20 protein-coding genes are annotated in these 18831 nt (G+C 60.7%); 11 read left to right on the top strand and 9 right to left on the bottom strand.

Going from position 1 to position 18831, the window contains the following annotated elements; all coding sequences use genetic code 11:
- The first annotated feature begins 49 nt into the window (after positions 1–49).
- Both FHT84_RS06630 and FHT84_RS06625 read left to right on the top strand, forming a co-directional pair.
- Positions 50–1168: a D-alanyl-D-alanine carboxypeptidase family protein gene (locus FHT84_RS06630; protein ID WP_183761736.1), complete on the top strand. Its 1119-nt coding sequence runs from the start codon at positions 50–52 to the stop codon at positions 1166–1168.
- 15 nt (positions 1169–1183) lie between these two features.
- Positions 1184–2380, top strand: a complete 1197-nt coding sequence (locus tag FHT84_RS06625; RefSeq protein ID WP_183761453.1) for a GTP-binding protein — start codon at positions 1184–1186, stop codon at positions 2378–2380.
- Between the two features lie 166 nt (positions 2381–2546).
- Here the strand turns inward: FHT84_RS06625 and FHT84_RS06620 are convergent, their stop codons facing one another.
- The 5 genes from FHT84_RS06620 to FHT84_RS06600 form a co-directional block, all read right to left on the bottom strand.
- Positions 2547–2780: a sulfurtransferase TusA family protein gene (locus FHT84_RS06620; protein ID WP_183761450.1), complete on the bottom strand. Its 234-nt coding sequence runs from the start codon at positions 2778–2780 to the stop codon at positions 2547–2549.
- Positions 2773–4068, bottom strand: coding sequence for a murein L,D-transpeptidase family protein (locus FHT84_RS06615; protein ID WP_183761447.1), 1296 nt, complete (start codon positions 4066–4068; stop codon positions 2773–2775). The genes FHT84_RS06620 and FHT84_RS06615 overlap by 8 nt, the downstream gene beginning before the upstream one ends.
- A 230-nt stretch (positions 4069–4298) precedes the next feature.
- Entirely contained in the window at positions 4299–5252 is a 954-nt protein-coding gene (locus tag FHT84_RS06610) for an acetyl-CoA carboxylase carboxyltransferase subunit alpha (RefSeq protein ID WP_183761444.1), read from the bottom strand.
- 63 nt (positions 5253–5315) lie between these two features.
- On the bottom strand, positions 5316–6305 hold the full coding sequence (xerD, locus tag FHT84_RS06605; RefSeq protein WP_112341317.1) for a site-specific tyrosine recombinase XerD: 990 nt from the start codon (positions 6303–6305) through the stop codon (positions 5316–5318).
- A complete protein-coding gene (locus FHT84_RS06600) occupies positions 6302–6469 on the bottom strand; it encodes a hypothetical protein (RefSeq protein WP_162943920.1) in 168 nt (55 codons plus the stop codon). The genes xerD and FHT84_RS06600 overlap by 4 nt, the downstream gene beginning before the upstream one ends.
- A gap of 160 nt (positions 6470–6629) precedes the next feature.
- Here FHT84_RS06600 and FHT84_RS06595 point away from each other — a divergent pair, with 160 nt between their 5' ends.
- From FHT84_RS06595 to FHT84_RS06585, 3 genes are read left to right on the top strand one after another with little or no spacing between them, the layout of a single operon-like run.
- The gene (locus FHT84_RS06595; protein ID WP_112341316.1) at positions 6630–7223 is read left to right on the top strand and encodes a shikimate kinase; all 594 of its coding nucleotides are present in this window, start codon (positions 6630–6632) and stop codon (positions 7221–7223) included.
- Positions 7220–8350, top strand: a complete 1131-nt coding sequence (gene aroB, locus FHT84_RS06590; RefSeq protein ID WP_112341315.1) for a 3-dehydroquinate synthase — start codon at positions 7220–7222, stop codon at positions 8348–8350. The genes FHT84_RS06595 and aroB overlap by 4 nt, the downstream gene beginning before the upstream one ends.
- Entirely contained in the window at positions 8350–9660 is a 1311-nt protein-coding gene (locus tag FHT84_RS06585) for an HlyC/CorC family transporter (protein WP_112341314.1), read from the top strand. The genes aroB and FHT84_RS06585 overlap by 1 nt, the downstream gene beginning before the upstream one ends.
- A 19-nt stretch (positions 9661–9679) precedes the next feature.
- Here the strand turns inward: FHT84_RS06585 and FHT84_RS06580 are convergent, their stop codons facing one another.
- Entirely contained in the window at positions 9680–9967 is a 288-nt protein-coding gene (locus FHT84_RS06580; protein WP_112341313.1) for a BolA family protein, read from the bottom strand.
- A 107-nt stretch (positions 9968–10074) separates the two neighbouring features.
- Between FHT84_RS06580 and FHT84_RS06575 the strand changes: the two genes are divergently transcribed.
- The 4 genes from FHT84_RS06575 to FHT84_RS06560 all read left to right on the top strand — a co-directional run bounded on the left by FHT84_RS06575 (position 10075) and on the right by FHT84_RS06560 (position 15120).
- On the top strand, positions 10075–10695 hold the full coding sequence (locus FHT84_RS06575; protein WP_112341312.1) for a J domain-containing protein: 621 nt from the start codon (positions 10075–10077) through the stop codon (positions 10693–10695).
- 308 nt (positions 10696–11003) lie between these two features.
- Complete coding sequence (gene cobS / locus FHT84_RS06570; RefSeq protein ID WP_106999201.1) at positions 11004–11993, top strand: cobaltochelatase subunit CobS; 990 nt, start codon at positions 11004–11006, stop codon at positions 11991–11993.
- A 119-nt stretch (positions 11994–12112) separates the two neighbouring features.
- The gene (gene cobT / locus FHT84_RS06565) at positions 12113–14014 is read left to right on the top strand and encodes a cobaltochelatase subunit CobT (RefSeq protein WP_112341311.1); all 1902 of its coding nucleotides are present in this window, start codon (positions 12113–12115) and stop codon (positions 14012–14014) included.
- A 74-nt stretch (positions 14015–14088) separates the two neighbouring features.
- On the top strand, positions 14089–15120 hold the full coding sequence (locus tag FHT84_RS06560; protein ID WP_210278808.1) for an esterase-like activity of phytase family protein: 1032 nt from the start codon (positions 14089–14091) through the stop codon (positions 15118–15120).
- Between the two features lie 46 nt (positions 15121–15166).
- Here FHT84_RS06560 and FHT84_RS06555 read toward each other — a convergent pair whose 3' ends face one another.
- Together FHT84_RS06555 and rpmB are read right to left on the bottom strand one after the other, a co-directional pair.
- Positions 15167–15802 (bottom strand): queuosine precursor transporter, encoded by a 636-nt coding sequence (locus tag FHT84_RS06555; RefSeq protein ID WP_112341309.1) that lies wholly within the window; start codon positions 15800–15802, stop codon positions 15167–15169.
- A gap of 117 nt (positions 15803–15919) precedes the next feature.
- Positions 15920–16219 (bottom strand): 50S ribosomal protein L28, encoded by a 300-nt coding sequence (rpmB, locus tag FHT84_RS06550; protein ID WP_069612914.1) that lies wholly within the window; start codon positions 16217–16219, stop codon positions 15920–15922.
- 237 nt (positions 16220–16456) lie between these two features.
- Here rpmB and FHT84_RS06545 point away from each other — a divergent pair, with 237 nt between their 5' ends.
- Positions 16457–17233, top strand: a complete 777-nt coding sequence (locus FHT84_RS06545; protein ID WP_112341308.1) for a DUF3108 domain-containing protein — start codon at positions 16457–16459, stop codon at positions 17231–17233.
- Between the two features lie 136 nt (positions 17234–17369).
- Positions 17370–18269: an EamA family transporter gene (locus FHT84_RS06540; RefSeq protein WP_112341307.1), complete on the top strand. Its 900-nt coding sequence runs from the start codon at positions 17370–17372 to the stop codon at positions 18267–18269.
- A gap of 47 nt (positions 18270–18316) precedes the next feature.
- Here FHT84_RS06540 and FHT84_RS06535 read toward each other — a convergent pair whose 3' ends face one another.
- Complete coding sequence (locus FHT84_RS06535) at positions 18317–18754, bottom strand: VOC family protein (protein ID WP_113249174.1); 438 nt, start codon at positions 18752–18754, stop codon at positions 18317–18319.
- Between the last annotated feature and the right edge of the window lie 77 nt (positions 18755–18831).

Below are 18831 nucleotides of genomic sequence, written 5' to 3'. Positions count from 1 at the left end.
CGTGCCGACGAAGCAGAATCGTTTGTATGCCGCCCTGCGGCTCGCTCCTATGGCCGCAGCAGCATCCATGCTTTTCCTGTCGGCTGCTGGCACAGCCGCAGCCAATCCGCATATTCTCGTCGATGTCAGCACGGGACGTGTTCTCGACCAGCAGGAGGCGTTTCGCCGCTGGTATCCCGCCTCGCTCACCAAGCTGATGACGACCTATGTGACCTTCCGGGCCATTCAGTCCGGCCAGGTCAGGCTCGATACGCCCGTCGTCATGTCGAAGCTTGCGGCGGCACAGCCGCCCGCGAAGATGTACTTCAAGCCGGGCCAGAAGATGACGCTCGACAACGCCTTGAAGATGATGCTGGTCAAATCGGCCAACGATCTCGCCATGGCCGTCGCAGAGACGGTCGGCGGTTCGCAGCAGGGCTTCGTGGCGCTGATGAATGCGGAAGCCGCCCGCCTCGGCATGCGCGACTCGCATTTCATCAACCCGAACGGCCTTCCCGGCAAGGGGCAATATACGACGGCGCGCGATCTTGCGATCCTCAGCGTCGCGCTACGCCGCGAGTTCCCGCAATATGCCGGCTATTTCTCGCTCGAGGGCTTCACCAACGGCGTGAAGCAGGTGCCGAACATCAATATGCTCATCGGCCGCTTCGACGGCGCCGACGGCATGAAGACCGGCTTCATCTGCGCGGCCGGTTTCAACCAGATCGCATCGGCAACCCGCAACGGCCGCACGCTGATCTCGGTCGTGCTCGGAACCGACAGCCTGGCGGCACGCGCCGACGATTCCGCCAATCTCCTGGAAAAGGGCTTCCAGAACCAGCTGTCGACCCGCGACACGCTGTCGACCCTCAGGCCCGATGCGCCGCTTGCAGCCGACGTCGCCGATGTCACCGCCGACATCTGCAGCACCAAGGGCGCGCAGGCGCGCAGCGAGACCCGCGATCCCTTCGGCCGCACCAAGGTGCAGTCGCCCTATATTCATGAAATGGATCACGAGCCCAATTTCGTCTATGCCGGCCTGATCGGCGGCCAGGATGTCGCGACTGCCGCCAAGGGCGACAAGGACGATGTCGCGGCCAGAGGCGACAAGGCAATCAGGGACAGCAAAATCGCCATTTCCGGCGGCGCATCCGGTGTGCCTATCCCGATGCCGCGTCCCACTTTCTAATATCGGACAGGAATCATGAGCGTTTCGCAGCAAAGAGTGCCGGTTGCCATCCTGACCGGCTTCCTCGGTGCGGGTAAATCGACCCTGCTCAACCGCATCCTCAAGGATGAGGCCATGCGCGATGCGGCCGTCATCATCAACGAGTTCGGCGATGTCAGCATCGATCATCTGCTGGTCGAGAGTTCCGGCGATGCCATCATCGAGCTTTCCGATGGCTGCCTGTGCTGCACGGTGCGCGGCGAGCTGGTGGATACGCTGGCGAACCTGATGGACGCGATGCAAACCGGCCGCATCCGGCCGCTGAAGCGCGTCGTCATCGAAACGACCGGCCTTGCCGATCCTGCTCCCGTCATGCAGTCGATCATGGGCAATCCGATCATTGCGACCAATTTCGATCTCGATGGCGTCGTTACCGTCGTCGATGCGGTCAATGGGCTGCAGACGCTCGACAATCATGAAGAAGCGCGCAAGCAGGTAGCGGTTGCGGACCGCTTGATCGTGTCCAAGACCGGGATCGCCGGCGCCGTGCCGGAAGCGCAGCTGGAGAGCAGGCTGAGGGCGCTCAATCCGCGTGCGCAGATCCTGAATGCCGATAGCGACGAGGCTGGCCGCGTCGCCATTCTCGTCAACGGCCTTTACGACCCGGCCTCGAAGATCGCGGATGTCGGCCGCTGGCTGCAGGACGAGCTGAAAGCGGACGACGATCATCATCACCATGATGAGCACGATCACCACGACCATGATCATCATCACGGCGATCATGGACACCACCATCACCATCATGCGCATCACCACGGCCACCGGCATCAGCACGCCCATGATGTCACCCGCCATGACGGCTCGATCCGATCCTTCTCGATCGTCGAGACGCAGCCCATCGATCCCACAGCGCTCGAAATGTTCATCGACCTCCTTCGTTCGGCGCATGGCGAAAAGCTCCTGCGCATGAAGGCGATCGTTGCCGTATCGGACCGGCCGGAGCGTCCTGTCGTTCTGCATGGCGTGCAGAACATCTTCCATGCGCCGGTTCGGCTGCCGGCCTGGCCCGATCCCGAAGACCGGCGGACGCGCATGGTCATCATCACCAAGGATCTGCCTGAGGATTTTGTGAAGGGCCTGTTCGACGCCTTCCTCAGCAAGCCGCGCGTCGATACGCCTGACAGGGCGGCGCTGGAGGACAATCCGCTCGCCGTGCCGGGGATGAAATTTTAGTTTCAGCCTTTGATATCTAGTAATCCACCTCGCTCTGAAAGCTCCTTCTCCCCAGTGGGGAGAAGGAGTGTGCGGCAGCGTACCTGCCTCATATGCGATTGCCCTCATGGTGAGGCGAGAGCGTAGCGATCCTCGAATCACGAGGATGGCCATCATGTCTCGCCAATCAGCCCCTGCGGATCACGAAGCGATGGCCGCTTTCCGTCCTCTCGCTCAGGAGAAGCGTGTGGCCCTTCTCATTGCAGAGATGCGGGATATCGATGGCGGCAAGCGGGTCTGTCGTCTCGACGGTCAAGGTCGCGCCGCTTTCCATGCCGCGCAAGCGCTTCTCCGTCTTGATCGCCGGGTAGGGGCATTTCAGCCCGCGCAGATCATAGATCCCGTTATCCGAGCTATTCACTCTTGGCCCAGAACTTCCAGAAAGGCGGCTTCTTGGCTTCCGTCTGCGCGGTCTCGACAGGCGGAGGCGGCGCGTAGGCGAGCGGATTGACGGCCTGGTTCATCGGGTTTGCCATGGGGATCGGCACATTGGCCGGCATATTGGCTGCCACCACAGGGCCGCTCGGCTGCTGGGCAGTCGCGTCGGGAGCCGCAGTCGCGACGCGGATGCTTGCGGTCGGCGGATTGGCGGTCGGGTTCGCCACCGTGCCGCCCCGCGCAATCTGCTGCGCCGATTGGTTGGATACCATCGATTCCAGATCGGCGACCTTCATCATCTTGCCGGCGGCAAGCGCGGTGCCCGTGGGAGCATAGGCAAGATCGTGCCCCTTGCGCTGCTTGGCGACGATGGCCTTGCGCTCGGCTTCAGTCGGATCGTACCAGGCCATGCCGTCGAATTTCTTCGAGGCCATGGCATAATCGGCCTGGTATTGCTTGTCATAGGTCGCAAGCGCCACCTGCAGGGCTGGCGGCGTGGTCATGACAGGGCATTTTCCGCCGGCATTGAACGGTCCGCTGGCCTGCTGGTTGAAGACGTATTTCTTCTCACACACCTCGACCTCGGGCGGCCGCTTGGTGACCTCGAAATTGTCGTAACCGACCTTCAGCATCTTCCAGAAGTCGATATTGGGGCTGAGGCGGTGCTTCCACATATTCTCCGCCGTCATGCGGAAGGGGAAGGCCTCGAGCTGAATCGCCTTCTGGCCGCCCTTGAAGGCGTCGCGCGCGAAGGCGTAGATTTCCAGCACCTGCTGGTCTGTCATCGAATAGCAGCCGGACGAAGAGCAGGCGCCATGGATCATCAGATTGTTGCCGGTGCGGCCATTGGCGGCATCGTAGCGGTTTGGGAAACCGGTGTTGATGGCGAGGTAATATTTCGAATTCGGGTTCAGGTTGGCCGGCGTCAGCATGTAGAAGCCTTCCGGCGCCTGCCGGTCGCCTTCCTTCACTTTCGGGCCGAGACGGCCGGACCAGGCGCAGATCTTGTAATCGGCGATGACTTCGAAGCGATTGCTCTGGTTCGCCTTCAGGATCTCCATCACGCCTTCTTCCTTGAAGATGCGGATCATGATCGGCGAGTTGCGGTCCATGCCCTTCTTCGCCATATCGGCGAGGATATGGCTCGGAAGCGGTTGTTCGACCTTGTTCTTGACCGTCGACAGGTCGACCGACGCCGTGTCCAGTGCATCGTTGCAGCCGGCGAGTGACAGCGCCATCAATGAGACGTAGGCAAGGTGACGGATGCGCATTCTGACTTAGCCCATAAATGCGAAGAGCGGCAGCTTGGTCTGTTTCGCCACTCCCCTCGAAGCATGAAACGGAATCATAGGCGGTTTATACTTGAAAATTCCTTACCAGCCTATGACCTGCCCGCAGCGCGTCGGCAAGCTTTTCTTTGCCATAAAAGCTTCGATAACGGAAATGTGGCCAAGATTTGGCCTCATTCCCGTTTTTAGCGATCACTTTTTCCGAATGTGGCTTAGAGATTGCGGCCCATGGAAAGGAATTTCTGGCGCCGGTCGTTGCGCAGCTGTTCGCCGGAACGGCTGGAAAGCTCGCCGAGCGCGTTCGCAATCGTGTCGCCGGCGGAGGCCATCACCGTGTTGGGATCGCGGTGCGCGCCGCCGAGAGGTTCGGGGATGATGCCGTCGATAATGCCGAGGCTCTTCAAATCTTCGGCGGTGATCTTCATGTTGGTCGCGGCTTCCTTGGCGCGCGTTGAATCGCGCCACAGGATCGAGGCCGCACCTTCCGGCGAAATCACGCTGTAGATCGAATGTTCGAGCATGTAGACGCGGTTGCCGGTGGCAATCGCGATCGCGCCGCCCGAACCGCCTTCGCCGATCACGATCGAGATGAGCGGCACTTTCACGCCAAGGCACATTTCGGTGGAGCGCGCGATCGCCTCTGCCTGGCCGCGCTCTTCCGCGCCGACGCCGGGATAGGCGCCGGCCGTGTCGACAAGCGTGATGACGGGCAACTGGAAACGGTCGGCCATTTCCAGGATACGGATCGCCTTACGGTAGCCTTCCGGCCGGGCGCTGCCGAAATTGTGCTTCAGGCGGCTCTTGGTGTCGTTGCCTTTTTCCTGGCCGATGAGGGCGACCGGCTGTCCGCGGAAGCGGGCGAAACCTGCCTGGATGGCGGCATCCTCGGAGAATTTGCGGTCGCCGGCCAGCGGCGTGAATTCGGTGAAGAGGGTGCTGGCGTAGTCGACGAAATGCGGGCGCTGCGGATGGCGGGCGACCTGTGTCTTCTGCCAGGCATTAAGCTTGGAATAGATGTCGGCCATCGCCTCGCGGACGCGGATTTCAAGCCGCCCGACTTCGTCCGATGTGTCGATGCTTTCGTCTTCGCTCGCCAGTTTCTTGAGCTCGTGAATCTTGCCTTCGAGATCCGAGATGGGTTTTTCGAAGTCGAGATAATTGTGCATGAGGTGCGTTTCCGATCCTTTTGCCCGTGACGAGAGACGGCGGCTTTAGCCTGTGTGCCGGTCCTAATCCTGTTTTTTTGCCTGTTTGGCAAGGGGGTGATGCGTTTGCACGAGCTGATGAAGGCGTTCTTCCAGCACATGTGTGTAGATTTGCGTGGTCGAGATATCCGAATGACCGAGAAGTTCCTGCACCACGCGCAGGTCCGCGCCATTGGCCAGAAGATGGCTCGCGAAGGCATGGCGCATCACATGCGGCGAGATCATCGATGGTGTCAGGCCCGCCCGAATGGCAAGATCCTTGAGATCGCGCGCGAAGACCTGGCGTGGCAAATAGCCTTGCTTGGAGGCCGCTGGAAAGAGCCATGGGCTCTCCGGCAAGGGCTGCTTGGCATTTGCCGCAATCTCCGTCTGCAGCCGTCCATAGGTCTTCAGGGCCGAAATGGCGGATTGCGACAGCGGCACCAGCCGTTCCTTGTTTCCCTTGCCGCGGATCATCAGGAAGCGCCCCTCCTGATCCAGCACCTTCGCCGGCAGAGAAACGAGCTCGCTGACGCGCATGCCGGTGGCATAAAGCATTTCCAGAAGCACCAGCATGCGCAGTCGCTGCAGCCGGTCCGGTCCTTCGACCGCCGCTTCCTGCTCGGCCTGGGTCAGAAGCCTCGTCACCTCGTCGACGCCCATCGTCTTCGGAAGGGCGCGGCCTTTCTTCGGCGCATCGAGAATTCCGGTGGGATCGTCCGTGCGCAACCCTTCCGCATAAAGGAACTTGTAGAACTGGCGCATGGCTGAGAGCCGTCGTGCCTGCGACGAGGGTTTGAAGCCTTGGCTCGACAGGCTGGAAAGATAGGCGCCGAGATCGTTGGCACTGGCTTCGGCCAAACGGACGCCGAGGCCGGACAGAAAGGAATGGAGGTCGTCGAGATCGCGCTGATAGGATTGCAGCGTGTTGACCGCAGCGCCGCGCTCGGCGCTCATCATTTCCAGGAAGGCCTCCAGGTGCACGCGCCCCAGATCGCGCGCGCCGGTTTTTGCGTTCGTGGCCGGTGTGCTCATGGCTTCAGCGATCCCGTCGTCGGCGGATTGAGGCGCTCCGGCGGAATGCGGATCGTCACATCGCGCGGCTGCGGATCGACAAAGAGCACGAGTGCCCACATCGCTCCATATATCGATCCGGCGATGACCGCGCAGATGACAAGGAAGCGAAACAGGGTTGGCATTCGAAAAATCTCCTTCGCCGTTCATTGGCGCGGCGATGCGCAATAATTATGTCCTTCAAGGGTTAGCTGAAGGATATTGCAGACATGTTTACGATAGCGGCGTCTTGACGCTACCGGTGCATTTGACGATACCGTTTCCAAAGAAATTGTGAATGGGCCGATGAGTGAACAAGTCCTGACCCTTGCCGAAAGCCTCAAAGACAAGGCGCGCGCTGCGCTGGGTCAGCGCAATCTTGTCCTCGTGGGATTGATGGGTGCGGGCAAATCCTCGGTCGGCCGGCTTTTGGCACAGCAGCTAGGCATTCCCTTCGTCGATACGGATGTCGAGATCGAGCGCGTGTCGCGCATGACCATCGCCGAACTGTTTGCTGCTTATGGCGAGCAGGAGTTCCGGGCGCTGGAAACTCGCGTCATCAAGCGGCTCCTCAAGGGTGGACCGCGTGTCGTCTCCACTGGCGGCGGCGCCTTCATCAATGAGAGCACGCGCCTGCACGTCAAGCGCGGCAGCCTTTCCGTCTGGCTGAAGGCCGATCTCGACGTCTTGTGGGAGCGCGTCAACAAGCGCGACACACGGCCGTTGCTGAAGACCGAGAATCCGAAACAAACCCTCGAGAACCTGATGAATGCGCGCTACCCCATCTATGCGGAAGCCGATTTTACGGTTCTGTCCCGCGATGTGAGCAAGGAAATCATGGTCAAGGAAGTCCTTGCCGCCATCGCCGAGGGAAAGAAAGCAGAAAGCAAAATACCATGAATGCGATCACACCGGCCTCGTCAGAGCGTCTCGTGCGCGTGCCTCTCGGCGAGCGCGCTTATGACATCCTGATCGGCCCCGGCCTGATTGCCCGCGCGGGGCGTGAGATTGCCGCGCGGCTGAAGGGCCGCAAGGCCGCCGTCATTACGGATGAAAATGTTGCGCCACACTATCTCGATGCGTTGGTCGCCAGCCTCGAGGCTGCGGGCATCCAGGCCTCCAGCCTCGTCTTGCCGGCAGGCGAAAAGACCAAGAGCTTCGAGCATCTGATTACCGTTTGCGATGCGGTGCTGACGGCACGTGTGGAGCGCAACGATGCGGTCATCGCGCTTGGCGGCGGCGTCATCGGCGATCTCTCGGGCTTTGCCGCCGGCATCGTTCGCCGCGGCGTTCGTTTCGTCCAGGTGCCGACATCGCTGCTGTCGCAGGTGGATTCGTCCGTCGGCGGCAAGACCGGCATCAACACCCGTCACGGCAAGAACCTCATCGGCGTCTTTCACCAGCCGGATCTCGTCCTTGCCGATACCGATGTGCTGAATTCACTCAGCGAACGTGAATTCCGCGCCGGTTACGCCGAGGTCGCCAAATATGGCCTGATCGACAAGCCGGATTTCTTCGCCTGGCTCGAGGCCAATTGGAGGCAAGTCTTTGCCGGCGGGGCGGCCCGCATCGAGGCGATTGCTGCAAGCTGCCAGGCGAAATCCGATGTCGTCGTCGCCGACGAGCGCGAAAACGGGCCTCGCGCCCTGCTCAATCTCGGCCACACCTTCGGCCACGCGCTCGAAGCAGCCACCGCCTATGACAGCCGCCGGCTGGTGCATGGCGAGGGTGTTGCGATCGGCATGGTGCTGGCGCATGAATTTTCCGCGCGCCTTAATCTCGCAAGCCCAGATGATGCCAAGCGCGTCGAGGCGCATCTGAAGGCCGTGGGCCTGCCAACGCGGATGGGCGATATTCCCGGCGCGCTGCCGCCGGCCGAAACGCTGATGGACGCGATCGCGCAGGACAAGAAGGTCAAGAGCGGCAAGCTCACCTTCATCCTCACGCGCGGCATCGGCCAGTCCTTCGTTGCGGACGATGTGCCGTCGTCCGAAGTCCTGAGCTTCCTGAAGGAAAAACATCCCTGATGACCGTCGAGGGCACGCTGGCTGTTCTGTGGGAATATTGGCCCGAGATTATATCGATCGTGGCCCTGGTGCTGCTTTCCGCCTTCTTTGCCGGCTCGGAGACAGCGCTGACGGCGGCTTCGCGCAGCCGTATCCACACATTGGAAGCCAACGGCGACAGGCGGGCCGGCATCGTGCGGCTCTTGATAGAGCGTCGAGACCGATTGATCGGCGCGCTGCTGATCGGCAACAATCTCGCCAACATCCTGTCGTCCTCGCTTGCGACCAGCTTGTTCCTCGGTCTGTTCGGCAATTCCGGCGTGGCGATCGCCACCGCCGCCATGACTGTTATCCTCGTCATTTTCGCGGAGGTTCTGCCGAAGAGCTGGGCCATTGCGACGCCGGACCGTTTCGCGCTGAACGTCGCCAGCGCTATACGCCTCTTCGTCGTCGTCGTCGGGCCTGTCTCGAGCGTCGTCAATGCCATCGTGCGCCAGATCCTGGGCATCTTCGGCGTCAATCTCTCCCGTGAAGTGTCGATGCTGTCGGCGCATGAGGAGCTGCGCGGCGCCGTGGACCTGCTTCACCGTGAGGGTTCCGTGGTCAAGGCCGACCGTGACCGTCTGGGTGGCGTCCTCGACCTCGGCGAGCTGGAACTGTCCGACATCATGGTGCATCGCACGGCGATGCGCGCCATCAATGCCGATGATCCGCCAGAAGTGGTCGTGCGTGCGATCCTCGACAGCCCCTATACGCGCATGCCGCTCTGGCGCGGCACCATCGACAACATCATCGGCGTCGTGCACGCCAAGGACCTGCTGCGGGCGCTGGCGGAACGTAATATCGAGCCGGAAAATCTCGATATCGTGAAGATCGCGCAAAAACCCTGGTTCGTGCCCGACAGCACCAATCTCGAGGATCAGCTCAACGCCTTCCTGCGCCGCAAACAGCATTTCGCCGTCGTCGTCGACGAATATGGCGAGGTGCAGGGTATCGTTACCCTGGAGGATATTCTGGAGGAGATCGTCGGCGATATCGCCGACGAGCACGACCTCGACATCCAGGGCGTGCGGCAGGAGGCCGACGGCTCGATCGTCGTCGATGGCGTCGTACCGATTCGCGACCTCAATCGTGCGCTCGACTGGCACTTGCCCGACGAAGAGGCGACGACGATTGCCGGTCTCGTCATCCACGAATCGATGACCATTCCGGAAGAGCGTCAGGCGTTCACCTTCTACGGCAAGCGCTTCATCGTTATGAAGCGGGAAAAGAACCGCATTACCAAACTGCGCATCCGTCCCGCCGAGACGGAAGAGGCGAAGGCTCCGTAGGAGCTATCTCATCGATGGACTACCAGCGCACAGCCTCGCCTGGAGCTGCCGGCTCTACGGCCAATGCATGCAGGCCGGCATCAAGCTCCGGCTTCAGCAATTCGTTGATCGCCCTATGGCGCGCAAGGCGCGGCATGCCCGTGAACTTGGCAGAAACGATGCGAATTCTTATATGGGTCTCGCCGGTTCCTGTCATGTCGGGCTGATGGCCGGCATGCAGATGGCTTTCATTGATGACGATAAGGCGCTCGGGCGCGAAAGCGTCGCTGAGCTTCCGTTCAATGCGGGATTGCAGTGTCGTTTCCATATTCCCGCGTCGACCTCGCTCTCGAAAAAAGGCTCCCACAAAGCCTGTAACATTCCTGTTTGTCAATTCTTGTTGTGGGGTATCCAAGGCCCCATAATTAGGACGCCATGAGACTTGATTCAAAATATTTCGATCGCATCCGTACTCGCCGCAAGCGCGCGCAGGAGCCCGAGCAGGGTCCGCCGACGTGCCAGTGGGACGGCTGCGACAAGCACGGTACGCATCGCGCCCCGGTCGGGCGCAATGCGGAAGGGCAGTTCTTTTTGTTCTGCTTCGAGCACGTCAAGGAATACAACAAGGGCTACAATTATTTCTCCGGCCTCTCGGACGGCGAGATCGCGCGCTACCAGAAGGAAGCGATTACCGGCCATCGTCCGACCTGGACGGTCGGGGTCAACAAGGCTGCCCGCAACAGCCCGCTTCAATCCGATATCCGCTCCGGCTCCTATTCCCGCGTCCGCGATCCCTTCGGTTTCGTCAAGGAAGGGGAGGGGCAGGGCCGGGGGCCGCGTTTCCCCCAGCAGCGCAAGCTGAAGACGCTGGAGGCGAAGGCCTTCGATACGATGGGGCTTGGCGCCACCGCCACGGCGCCGGAGATCAAGCGCCGCTACAAGGAATTGGTGAAAATGCACCACCCCGATGCCAATGGCGGCGACCGCGGCTCGGAGGAGCGTTTTCGCGCGGTTATTCAGGCCTATCAATTATTGAAGCAGAACGGTTTTTGTTAATTCCTGTCCTTGCTCTCCGCATTCAATCAGGTATGGTCCAAATCGGCTGAAGCTGCGGGCAACCGCGGCAGGGTGCGCATTTGGCTGGCTGCACCTCGGCCAACTTTCCGGACGCGGCGTTTCTTGTCCGGGACTCTGTTCAAGGATGCTCGCAAGCGATCATATTATCGCGCCGAGATTTTGCTTTAGTCCCGGAGAAGTATCGCCGCTGTTCCGACCGAACGGATGCGGGCAATAAGCTGCGGCGTTTCGGATAAATCGGCTGAGTTTGATATGGTAGGGTCAGAGGCACCCGCCCTGGAGACATGATGAGCAAGATTGACCTTGATATTTCCGAGATCCCCGATACCACCGTTTCGGTCCGTGAAGTCTTCGGCATCGATTCCGATATCCGCGTGCCCGCTTACAGCCAGGGCAGCGCCTACGTGCCCGATCTGGATACGGACTACCTCTTCGACCGCGAGACCACGCTCGCCATTCTCGCCGGCTTCGCGCATAACCGCCGCGTGATGATCTCGGGCTATCACGGCACCGGCAAGTCCTCGCATATCGAGCAGGTCGCCGCGCGCCTCAACTGGCCTTGCGTGCGTATCAACCTCGACAGCCATGTCAGCCGTATCGATCTCGTCGGCAAGGATGCGATCGTCGTCAAGGACGGCCTGCAGGTTACCGAATTCAAGGACGGCATCCTGCCTTGGGCCTATCAGCACAATGTCGCGCTCGTTTTCGACGAATATGATGCCGGCCGCCCGGACGTGATGTTCGTCATCCAGCGCGTGCTGGAGTCCTCTGGCCGCCTGACGCTGCTCGACCAGAGCCGCGTCATCCGTCCTCACCCGGCCTTCCGCCTGTTCGCGACCGCCAACACGATCGGCCTGGGCGATACGACCGGCCTTTATCACGGCACGCAGCAGATCAACCAGGCGCAGATGGACCGCTGGTCGATCGTGACGACGCTGAATTACCTGCCGCACAACAACGAAGTCGATATCGTGCTGGCGAAGGTGAAGTCCTTCCGTACCGACAAGGGCCGCGATACCGTTTCCAAGATGGTGCGCGTCGCCGATCTGACGCGTGCGGCCTTCATGAACGGCGATCTGTCGACCGTCATGAGCCCGCGTACCGTCATCACCTGGGCCGAGAATGCGGAAATCTTCGGAGATGTCGCCTTTGCCTTCCGCGTCACCTTCCTCAACAAGTGCGACGAGCTGGAGCGTCCGCTCGTTGCTGAGCATTATCAGCGCGCCTTCGGCGTCGAGCTGAAGGAAAGTGCCGCCAATATCGTGCTGGAAGCCTAGAACATTTCCGCTTTTCTTCGAATCGCGAAAACGTTCTATCTTTTTGTTTTGACGCAACTCCGGATAGAAAAATGCTCTGCATTTTTTCTGGAATTGCTTTAGGGAAAAGCCGATACATCATGTCAGGTCGCGGAGATAATTCCAAAGCGAAGCCGGGTGCCCCGGTGGACATGGAGCCGTTGCGCCGGGCGATCACCGGTTGTGTCCGCTCGATCGCCGGCGATGCCGAGGTCGAGGTGGCCTTTGCCAATGAACGCCCGGGGATGACCGGCGAGCGCATCCGCTTGCCGGAGCTTTCGAAACGGCCGACAGCCCATGAGCTCGCGGTGACCCGCGGCCTTGGCGATTCGATGGCCCTGCGGCTTGCCTGTCACGATGCCCGCGTGCATGCCGTCATGGCGCCGCAAGGCGCGGACGCCCGCTCGATCTTCGATGCGGTCGAACAGGCGCGTGTCGAATCGATCGGCTCGCTGCGCATGAGCGGTGTTGCCGCCAACCTCAACTCCATGAATACGGAAAAATACGCCAAGGCGAATTTTTCCGGCATCGAGCGGCGCGAGGATGCGCCGATCGGCGAAGCCATGGCGATGATCGTGCGCGAGAAGCTGACCGGGCAGAAGCCGCCCGAAAGCGCCGGCAAGGTGCTCGATCTCTGGCGCCCCTTCATCGAGGAAAAGACCGGCGGCGAGCTCGACACTCTGCTGTCGTCCATCAACGATCAGCAGAGCTTTGCCCGTATCGTGCGCAACATGCTGACGGCCATGGAGATGGCCGAGGAATATGGTGACGAGCAGTCGGAGCCCGACAGCGAAGACCAGCAGAGCGAAGAGGACAAGCCGAACGGCGAGGACCAGAACGACGACGACGTCAAGGAAGACGAAGGCGCCGATGCCGCTCCGGCCGAGGATAGCGAAGCCTCCGACGAGCAGATGGAAGATGGCGCGACCGAAGACGGCGGCGAAATCTCCGACGACGACATGAGCGAAGAGGGTGATGAAGACTCGGAAACGCCGGGTGAAACCCGCCGTCCGAATACGCCCTTTGCCGATTTCAACGAGAAGGTCGACTATCACGTCTATACGGAGGAGTTCGACGAAACCACGACGGCACAGGAACTGTGCGACGTGGCAGAGCTCGAGCGCCTGCGCGCCTTCCTCGACAAGCAGCTTGCGCATCTGCAGGGCGCCGTCGGCCGGCTCGCCAATCGTCTGCAGCGTCGCCTGATGGCGCAGCAGAACCGCTCCTGGGACTTCGATCTGGAAGAGGGCTACCTCGATCCGGCACGCCTGCCGCGTCTGATCATCGACCCGATGCAGGCGCTGTCCTTCAAGATGGAGCGCGATACGCAGTTCCGCGATACGGTCGTGACGCTGCTGATCGACAATTCCGGCTCCATGCGTGGCCGCCCAATTACGGTCGCCGCCTCCTGCGCCGATATTCTTGCCCGTACGCTGGAGCGTTGCGGAGTCAAGGTCGAGATCCTCGGTTTCACCACCAAGGCGTGGAAGGGCGGACAGGCGCGCGAAAAGTGGCTTGCCAGCGGCAAGCCGCAGACGCCGGGCCGGCTGAATGATCTGCGCCATATCATCTACAAGTCCGCGGACGAGCCCTATCGGCGGGCGCGCAGCAATCTCGGACTGATGATGCGCGAGGGGCTGCTCAAGGAGAATATCGACGGCGAGGCGCTGATCTGGGCACATAATCGCCTGCTCGGGCGCCGAGAGCAGCGCCGCATCCTGATGATGATCTCGGATGGTGCGCCGGTCGATGATTCCACGCTGTCGGTCAATCCGGGCAATTATCTGGAGCGGCATCTGCGTGCCGTCATCGATCAGATCGAGACGCGTTCGCCTGTGGAGTTGTTGGCGATCGGTATCGGCCACGACGTCACGCGCTACTATCGCCGCGCCGTCACCATCGTCGATGCCGACGAGCTTGCCGGCGCCATGACGGAACAGCTTGCCTCGCTGTTCGAAGATCAGACGAGCATGCCGCGCTCGCGCATGCGTCGCGCCAGCTGAGCCCGCCTCGGCGTCCCGTGGCATCGGCCTCATGGCCGCTGCCCTTTCCATCCGGCATCGCTGGTCCCTGGGGCTTGCCCGTTGCCGGGCGATGGGCCTGCCTGATAGCCGTGCTTGCCGGCCTGCTTGCAGGCTGCAGTTTCGCGAGTGATTCCGACGAGGCTGGTCCGGCTGCCGTCCAGGCAAAGGTGATTTCCACCTTCAGGTCCGGCTCTGATCAATCACACTTCGGTTCGCTGGAGTTTCTCGGCGGCCTTGAGCTCAGTTCGGACAATCCGCTTCTCGGCGCCATCTCGGCCATTCGCTTTCGCGCCGACCAACGGCATTTCATCTCTGTGCTCGATACCGGCCACTGGCTCACTGGCGCTGTCGAACGTGACGAGGCGGGCCGGCTGAGGGGCATCGGTGATGTGCAGATCTTGCCGATGATCGACCGTGACGGCGGCACAGATACCGGTAAAGGGGATTTGGATGCCGAAGGGCTGGCGTTGCGCGGCGACCGTGTCCTTGTCAGCTACGAGCAATATCATCGTGTCGATATCTATCCCGATCCGGGCTTCGAGATTTCGCCGCCTGACGGCACCATCCTGCTGCCGATCCCGAGATGGCAGCTGCGCGCCAATCGAAGCCTCGAGGCGCTGATGATCGCTCCAAAGTCAGGCCCGCTTGCGGGGGGCGCCGTCGTCGTCGCCGAAGACAGTCTGGACGATCAGGGCAATATGCCGGCTGCCGTTCTGGATGGGCCATTCCAGGGCCGGTTTGCCGTTCGGCATCATGATGGCTTCAATGTCAGCGACGGTGTCTTCTTGCCTGATGGGGATCTTTTGCTGCTGGAGCGGCGCTTCGGCTTGATACATGGCCTTGGCTTGCGTATCCGCCGTATCGCCGGTGCGGATATCAAGCCGGGTACAGTCGTGGACGGCGATGTGATCTTCGAGGCGGGGAGCAGAGATCAGATCGACAATATGGAGGGCATAGACGTCTTCCGCGCCGCCGACGGCTCACTGCATCTCATCCTGGTCTCGGATGACAATCATTCGATCCTGCAGCGCAGCCTGATGCTGGAGTTTCGCCTGCACGAGGAAAATCTTCTCAGCCAGAACTGAAACATGTCGTCGCGCGCCGATGCCGGCGCGCTTCCGATCATCGCCGTTAGGCGGTGGGCGCCTGCGACATCGGCTTCAGCACGTTCATCAGCGCACCGTAGGGCAGCAGCATGACGAGGCCGACCGTGGTCTTGACCGAGAAATCGCCGATGGCCCAGGAGATCCAGCGAGGCGCCGACGAAGAGAACGCGCCGAGGATCGGAGCCCATTCGATCGCGAAGGGATCGTTCGGCCCGAAGAAGACGAAGAAGGGTGCGAAGGCGAAGGAGAAGAAGATCAGCGTATCGAGCATCGAGCCGATAAGCGAGCCGAACAGCGGCGCGCGCCACCAGGCCATGCGGCGAAGGCGATTGAAGACCGAGATATCGAGCAGCTGGCCGGCAAGATAGGCCGAACCGGAGGCGATCGCGATGCGCGGCTGCGCCGTATAGAAGGACAGCGCGACGCCGACGACGAAGCCAGCGAAGACGACCTTACGCGCGGCCTTGGGACCGAACTGGCGGTTGGTCAGATCGGTGATGAGGAAGGCTACCGGATAGGTGAAGGCACCCCAGGTGAGAATATCCGCAAGATTGATGCCGGCGAGTGTCGCCTGCAGCGGATACTGCACGAGGATGTTGGAGGCGACGACGACCAGCGTCATCAGCAGAACGTAGATAAGGGTATGACGTATCGTCAGCATTTTTTTATCCTGGGAGATGCCACCAGTTGAAACAAACCGAACATGGAAAAAGGCTTGTCCGGATATCATCCGTGCAAGCCTTTTAGTCGGTATGAAATCGTGAAGTACTAGAGCTGCTTACGCAGCAACAGCAGCTTCAGCAGACTTCTTGACGATCTGGCGACGCAGCAGGCGAGCGCGCATGCTGAGTTCGTTTTCGCTTGCCTTCAGGAGGAAAGCGTCCAGACCACCGCGATGTTCGACCGAGCGGAGCGCTGCAGCGGAAACGCGCAGGCGGTAGCGCTGGCCGAGAACGTCGGAAATCAGCGTGACCTGGCAGAGGTTCGGCAGGAACCGACGCTTGGTCTTGTTGTTGGCGTGGCTAACGTTGTTGCCCACGAGGACGGCCTTGCCGGTCAATTCGCACATGCGGGACATGGTACACCTACTTTTGTTTTTCTTGGCCATCGGGTAGACATCCCGGGCAAAGCCCGACGCGCAATCCAACAGGCCATAATTGGAAAGTTGCGGTTCTATAGTCAGAGAGGCCGGCCGCGTCAAGCCAAACCTTGTCTTTTCCCGCAATTCCGTCAAAAAGCTGCTGTTGTCTGACGCTCGCAGCAGGCGAGCAAAGCAACTATATAACTTGCCTGATCCTCGTTGAAGGCCTTGATCATGGTTCAAATTCGGAAGTGGCTTCTCATTTCAGCGATTATCGCGTCGATGCCGTCGATGGCATTGGCCGATGTGCTGCGGCATGAAACGCGTTATCGCGTTTCGCTGGCCGGCCTGCCGATCGCCAGGGCGGATTTCAAGACGGAAGTCACCGGCAAGCAGTTCACTATCCGCGGCGATATCACGTCCGCGGGTCTTGCCGATCTTGTCACCTCCATCGACGCCAGGACGGATGTGGCCGGCGTCGTCAACGACACCAAGCTGCAGGCGACGCACTACACGCTCTTCTACAAGAGCGGCAAGAGAGAGCGCACCTATGATGTCGCCTATACCAATGGCAATGTGACGTCGAACACGATCACGCCCGAGCCGAAACGGCCAGACACCTGGGTTCCCATCACGGAAGGCGACCTGAAATCCGTGCTCGATCCGATTTCCGGCATGATCTTCCCGATCACGCCCAGCCTCAACCTCTGCAACCAGACGCTGGCCGTCTTCGACGGCGAGATGCGCATGGATCTGAAGCTGTCGCCGAAGGGATCGCATCCGTTCTCGACCGAGGGCTTCAAGGGCAAGACCATTGCCTGCGGCGTGCGCTTCACGCCGAAGAGCGGCTACAAGAGCACCCGCAAGGACTATCTTTATCTTGCGAAGAGCGATGATATGGAGATCTGGTTCGCCAAGGCGGATACCATGAATGTCTACGCTCCTGTCTACGTCCGCATCCCGACGCAATACGGAACGGTGACGATTACGGCTGTAAAATACGGCAGCTAGACCGGCTGCTGTTTCACGGAAAAGCTTGACGATTCCCGTAGTTATTTCTACGCAACTCCACGAAAATTGCTGTGCATTTTTCGTGGAGTTGCTTTAGCGGGCTTGGGACGTCCGCAGCGGCAAGCTGAGGGCAGGGATGAAATTTCGCGCGACATTGATGGGCTTTTCGGCCATTGTGATGTGGTCGTTTCTGGCGCTTTTGACGGTGGCCTCGGGCACGATGCCACCTTTTCAGCTGCTCGCCATCTGCTTTGCCATCGGCAGCTTCCCCGGTATTGTCGTGCTCCTGCTGAGACCTGAGCGAGTGAAGCTCCTGCGTCAGCCGGCCAAGGTCTGGATCACAGGCATTGCCGGTCTGTTCGGCTATCATTTCCTTTATTTCACCGCGTTGCGCCATGCGCCGGCCGTGGAGGCGGGCTTGATTGCCTATCTGTGGCCGCTGTTGATTGTCGTCGGCTCGGCGCTGCTGCCCGGCGAGCGGCTGCGCTGGTATCATATTGTCGGCGCGCTGATGGGGCTTGCGGGCACGGTTCTGATCGTCGGTCGCAATGGTTTTCACTTCGAGAGCGCCTATGCGATCGGCTATGGCGCAGCCTTTCTCTGCGCCTTCACCTGGTCCGGTTATTCCTTAATAACGCGCCGCTTCGAGGCCGCTTCCACCGATGTCGTTACCATCTTCTGCTTGGCGACATCGATTCTCTCCTTTTTCTGCCATCTTGGTCTGGAGGAGACCATCTGGCCCGAGGGCGTACCGCAATGGATCGCCGTTCTCGGCCTTGGCCTTTTTCCGGTCGGCGCCGCCTTCTACGCCTGGGATTACGGCGTCAAGAATGGCGATATCCAGATCCTCGGCGCGGCAAGCTATGCCGCACCGCTGCTATCGACACTGATCCTGACGCTTTTCGGTTTTGCCGCGCCGAGCTGGGGCATTGCGCTTGCCTGCCTGCTGATTACCGGCGGCGCCGTGCTGGCCGCCCATCGCATGATCCTGCGCCGGGACGATGCCCTGCGGGCACAGGCGGAAGCGGCGGAATAGCTCCGCCGCGCGCTGTCATCTCCTTCCCCATTGTCGTCGGATTGCGGTCAGCTGAGTTCTTGAGCGAGTCCGATGAGAAGCCCTTCAGGCCCGCGGATATAGCAGAGCCGATATGCATCTTCATATTGGACCACTTCGCCTACAAGCTGCGCGCCGCGCGTGCGGAGCCTTTCAAGCGTCTCGTCGACGTCGTCGACGGCGAACATGACGCGGAGGTACCCGAGAGAGTTGACCGGGGCGTTGCGGTGATCTGCGACGACAGGGGGCGTGAGGAAGCGGGAGAGCTCGAGCCGGCTATGCCCGTCCGGTGTGTGCATCATGGCGATCTCGACACGCTGATCGCCCAGTCCAGTGATGCGCCCGGCCCATTCTCCTTCGATCATGGCCCGTCCTTCGAGCTCGAGACCAAGTTCGCGAAAGAAATCAATAGCCCCTTCGAGGTCTTCGACGACGATTCCGACGTTGTCCATCCGCTTGAGTGCCATGTTTCCAATCTCCAGTGCCTCTTGGGCCGTAAACTCGTCAAGCTGCTTGCTACGCATTCCGAATGGAAACCGCTTCG

The organism is Rhizobium sp. BK289 (genome assembly GCF_014193575.1).
Taxonomy (GTDB): Bacteria; Pseudomonadota; Alphaproteobacteria; order Rhizobiales; family Rhizobiaceae; genus Rhizobium; species Rhizobium tropici_C.
The sequence above is the reverse complement of the archived record's forward strand: the minus strand, read 5'-3'. Positions and strand labels throughout refer to the sequence as shown.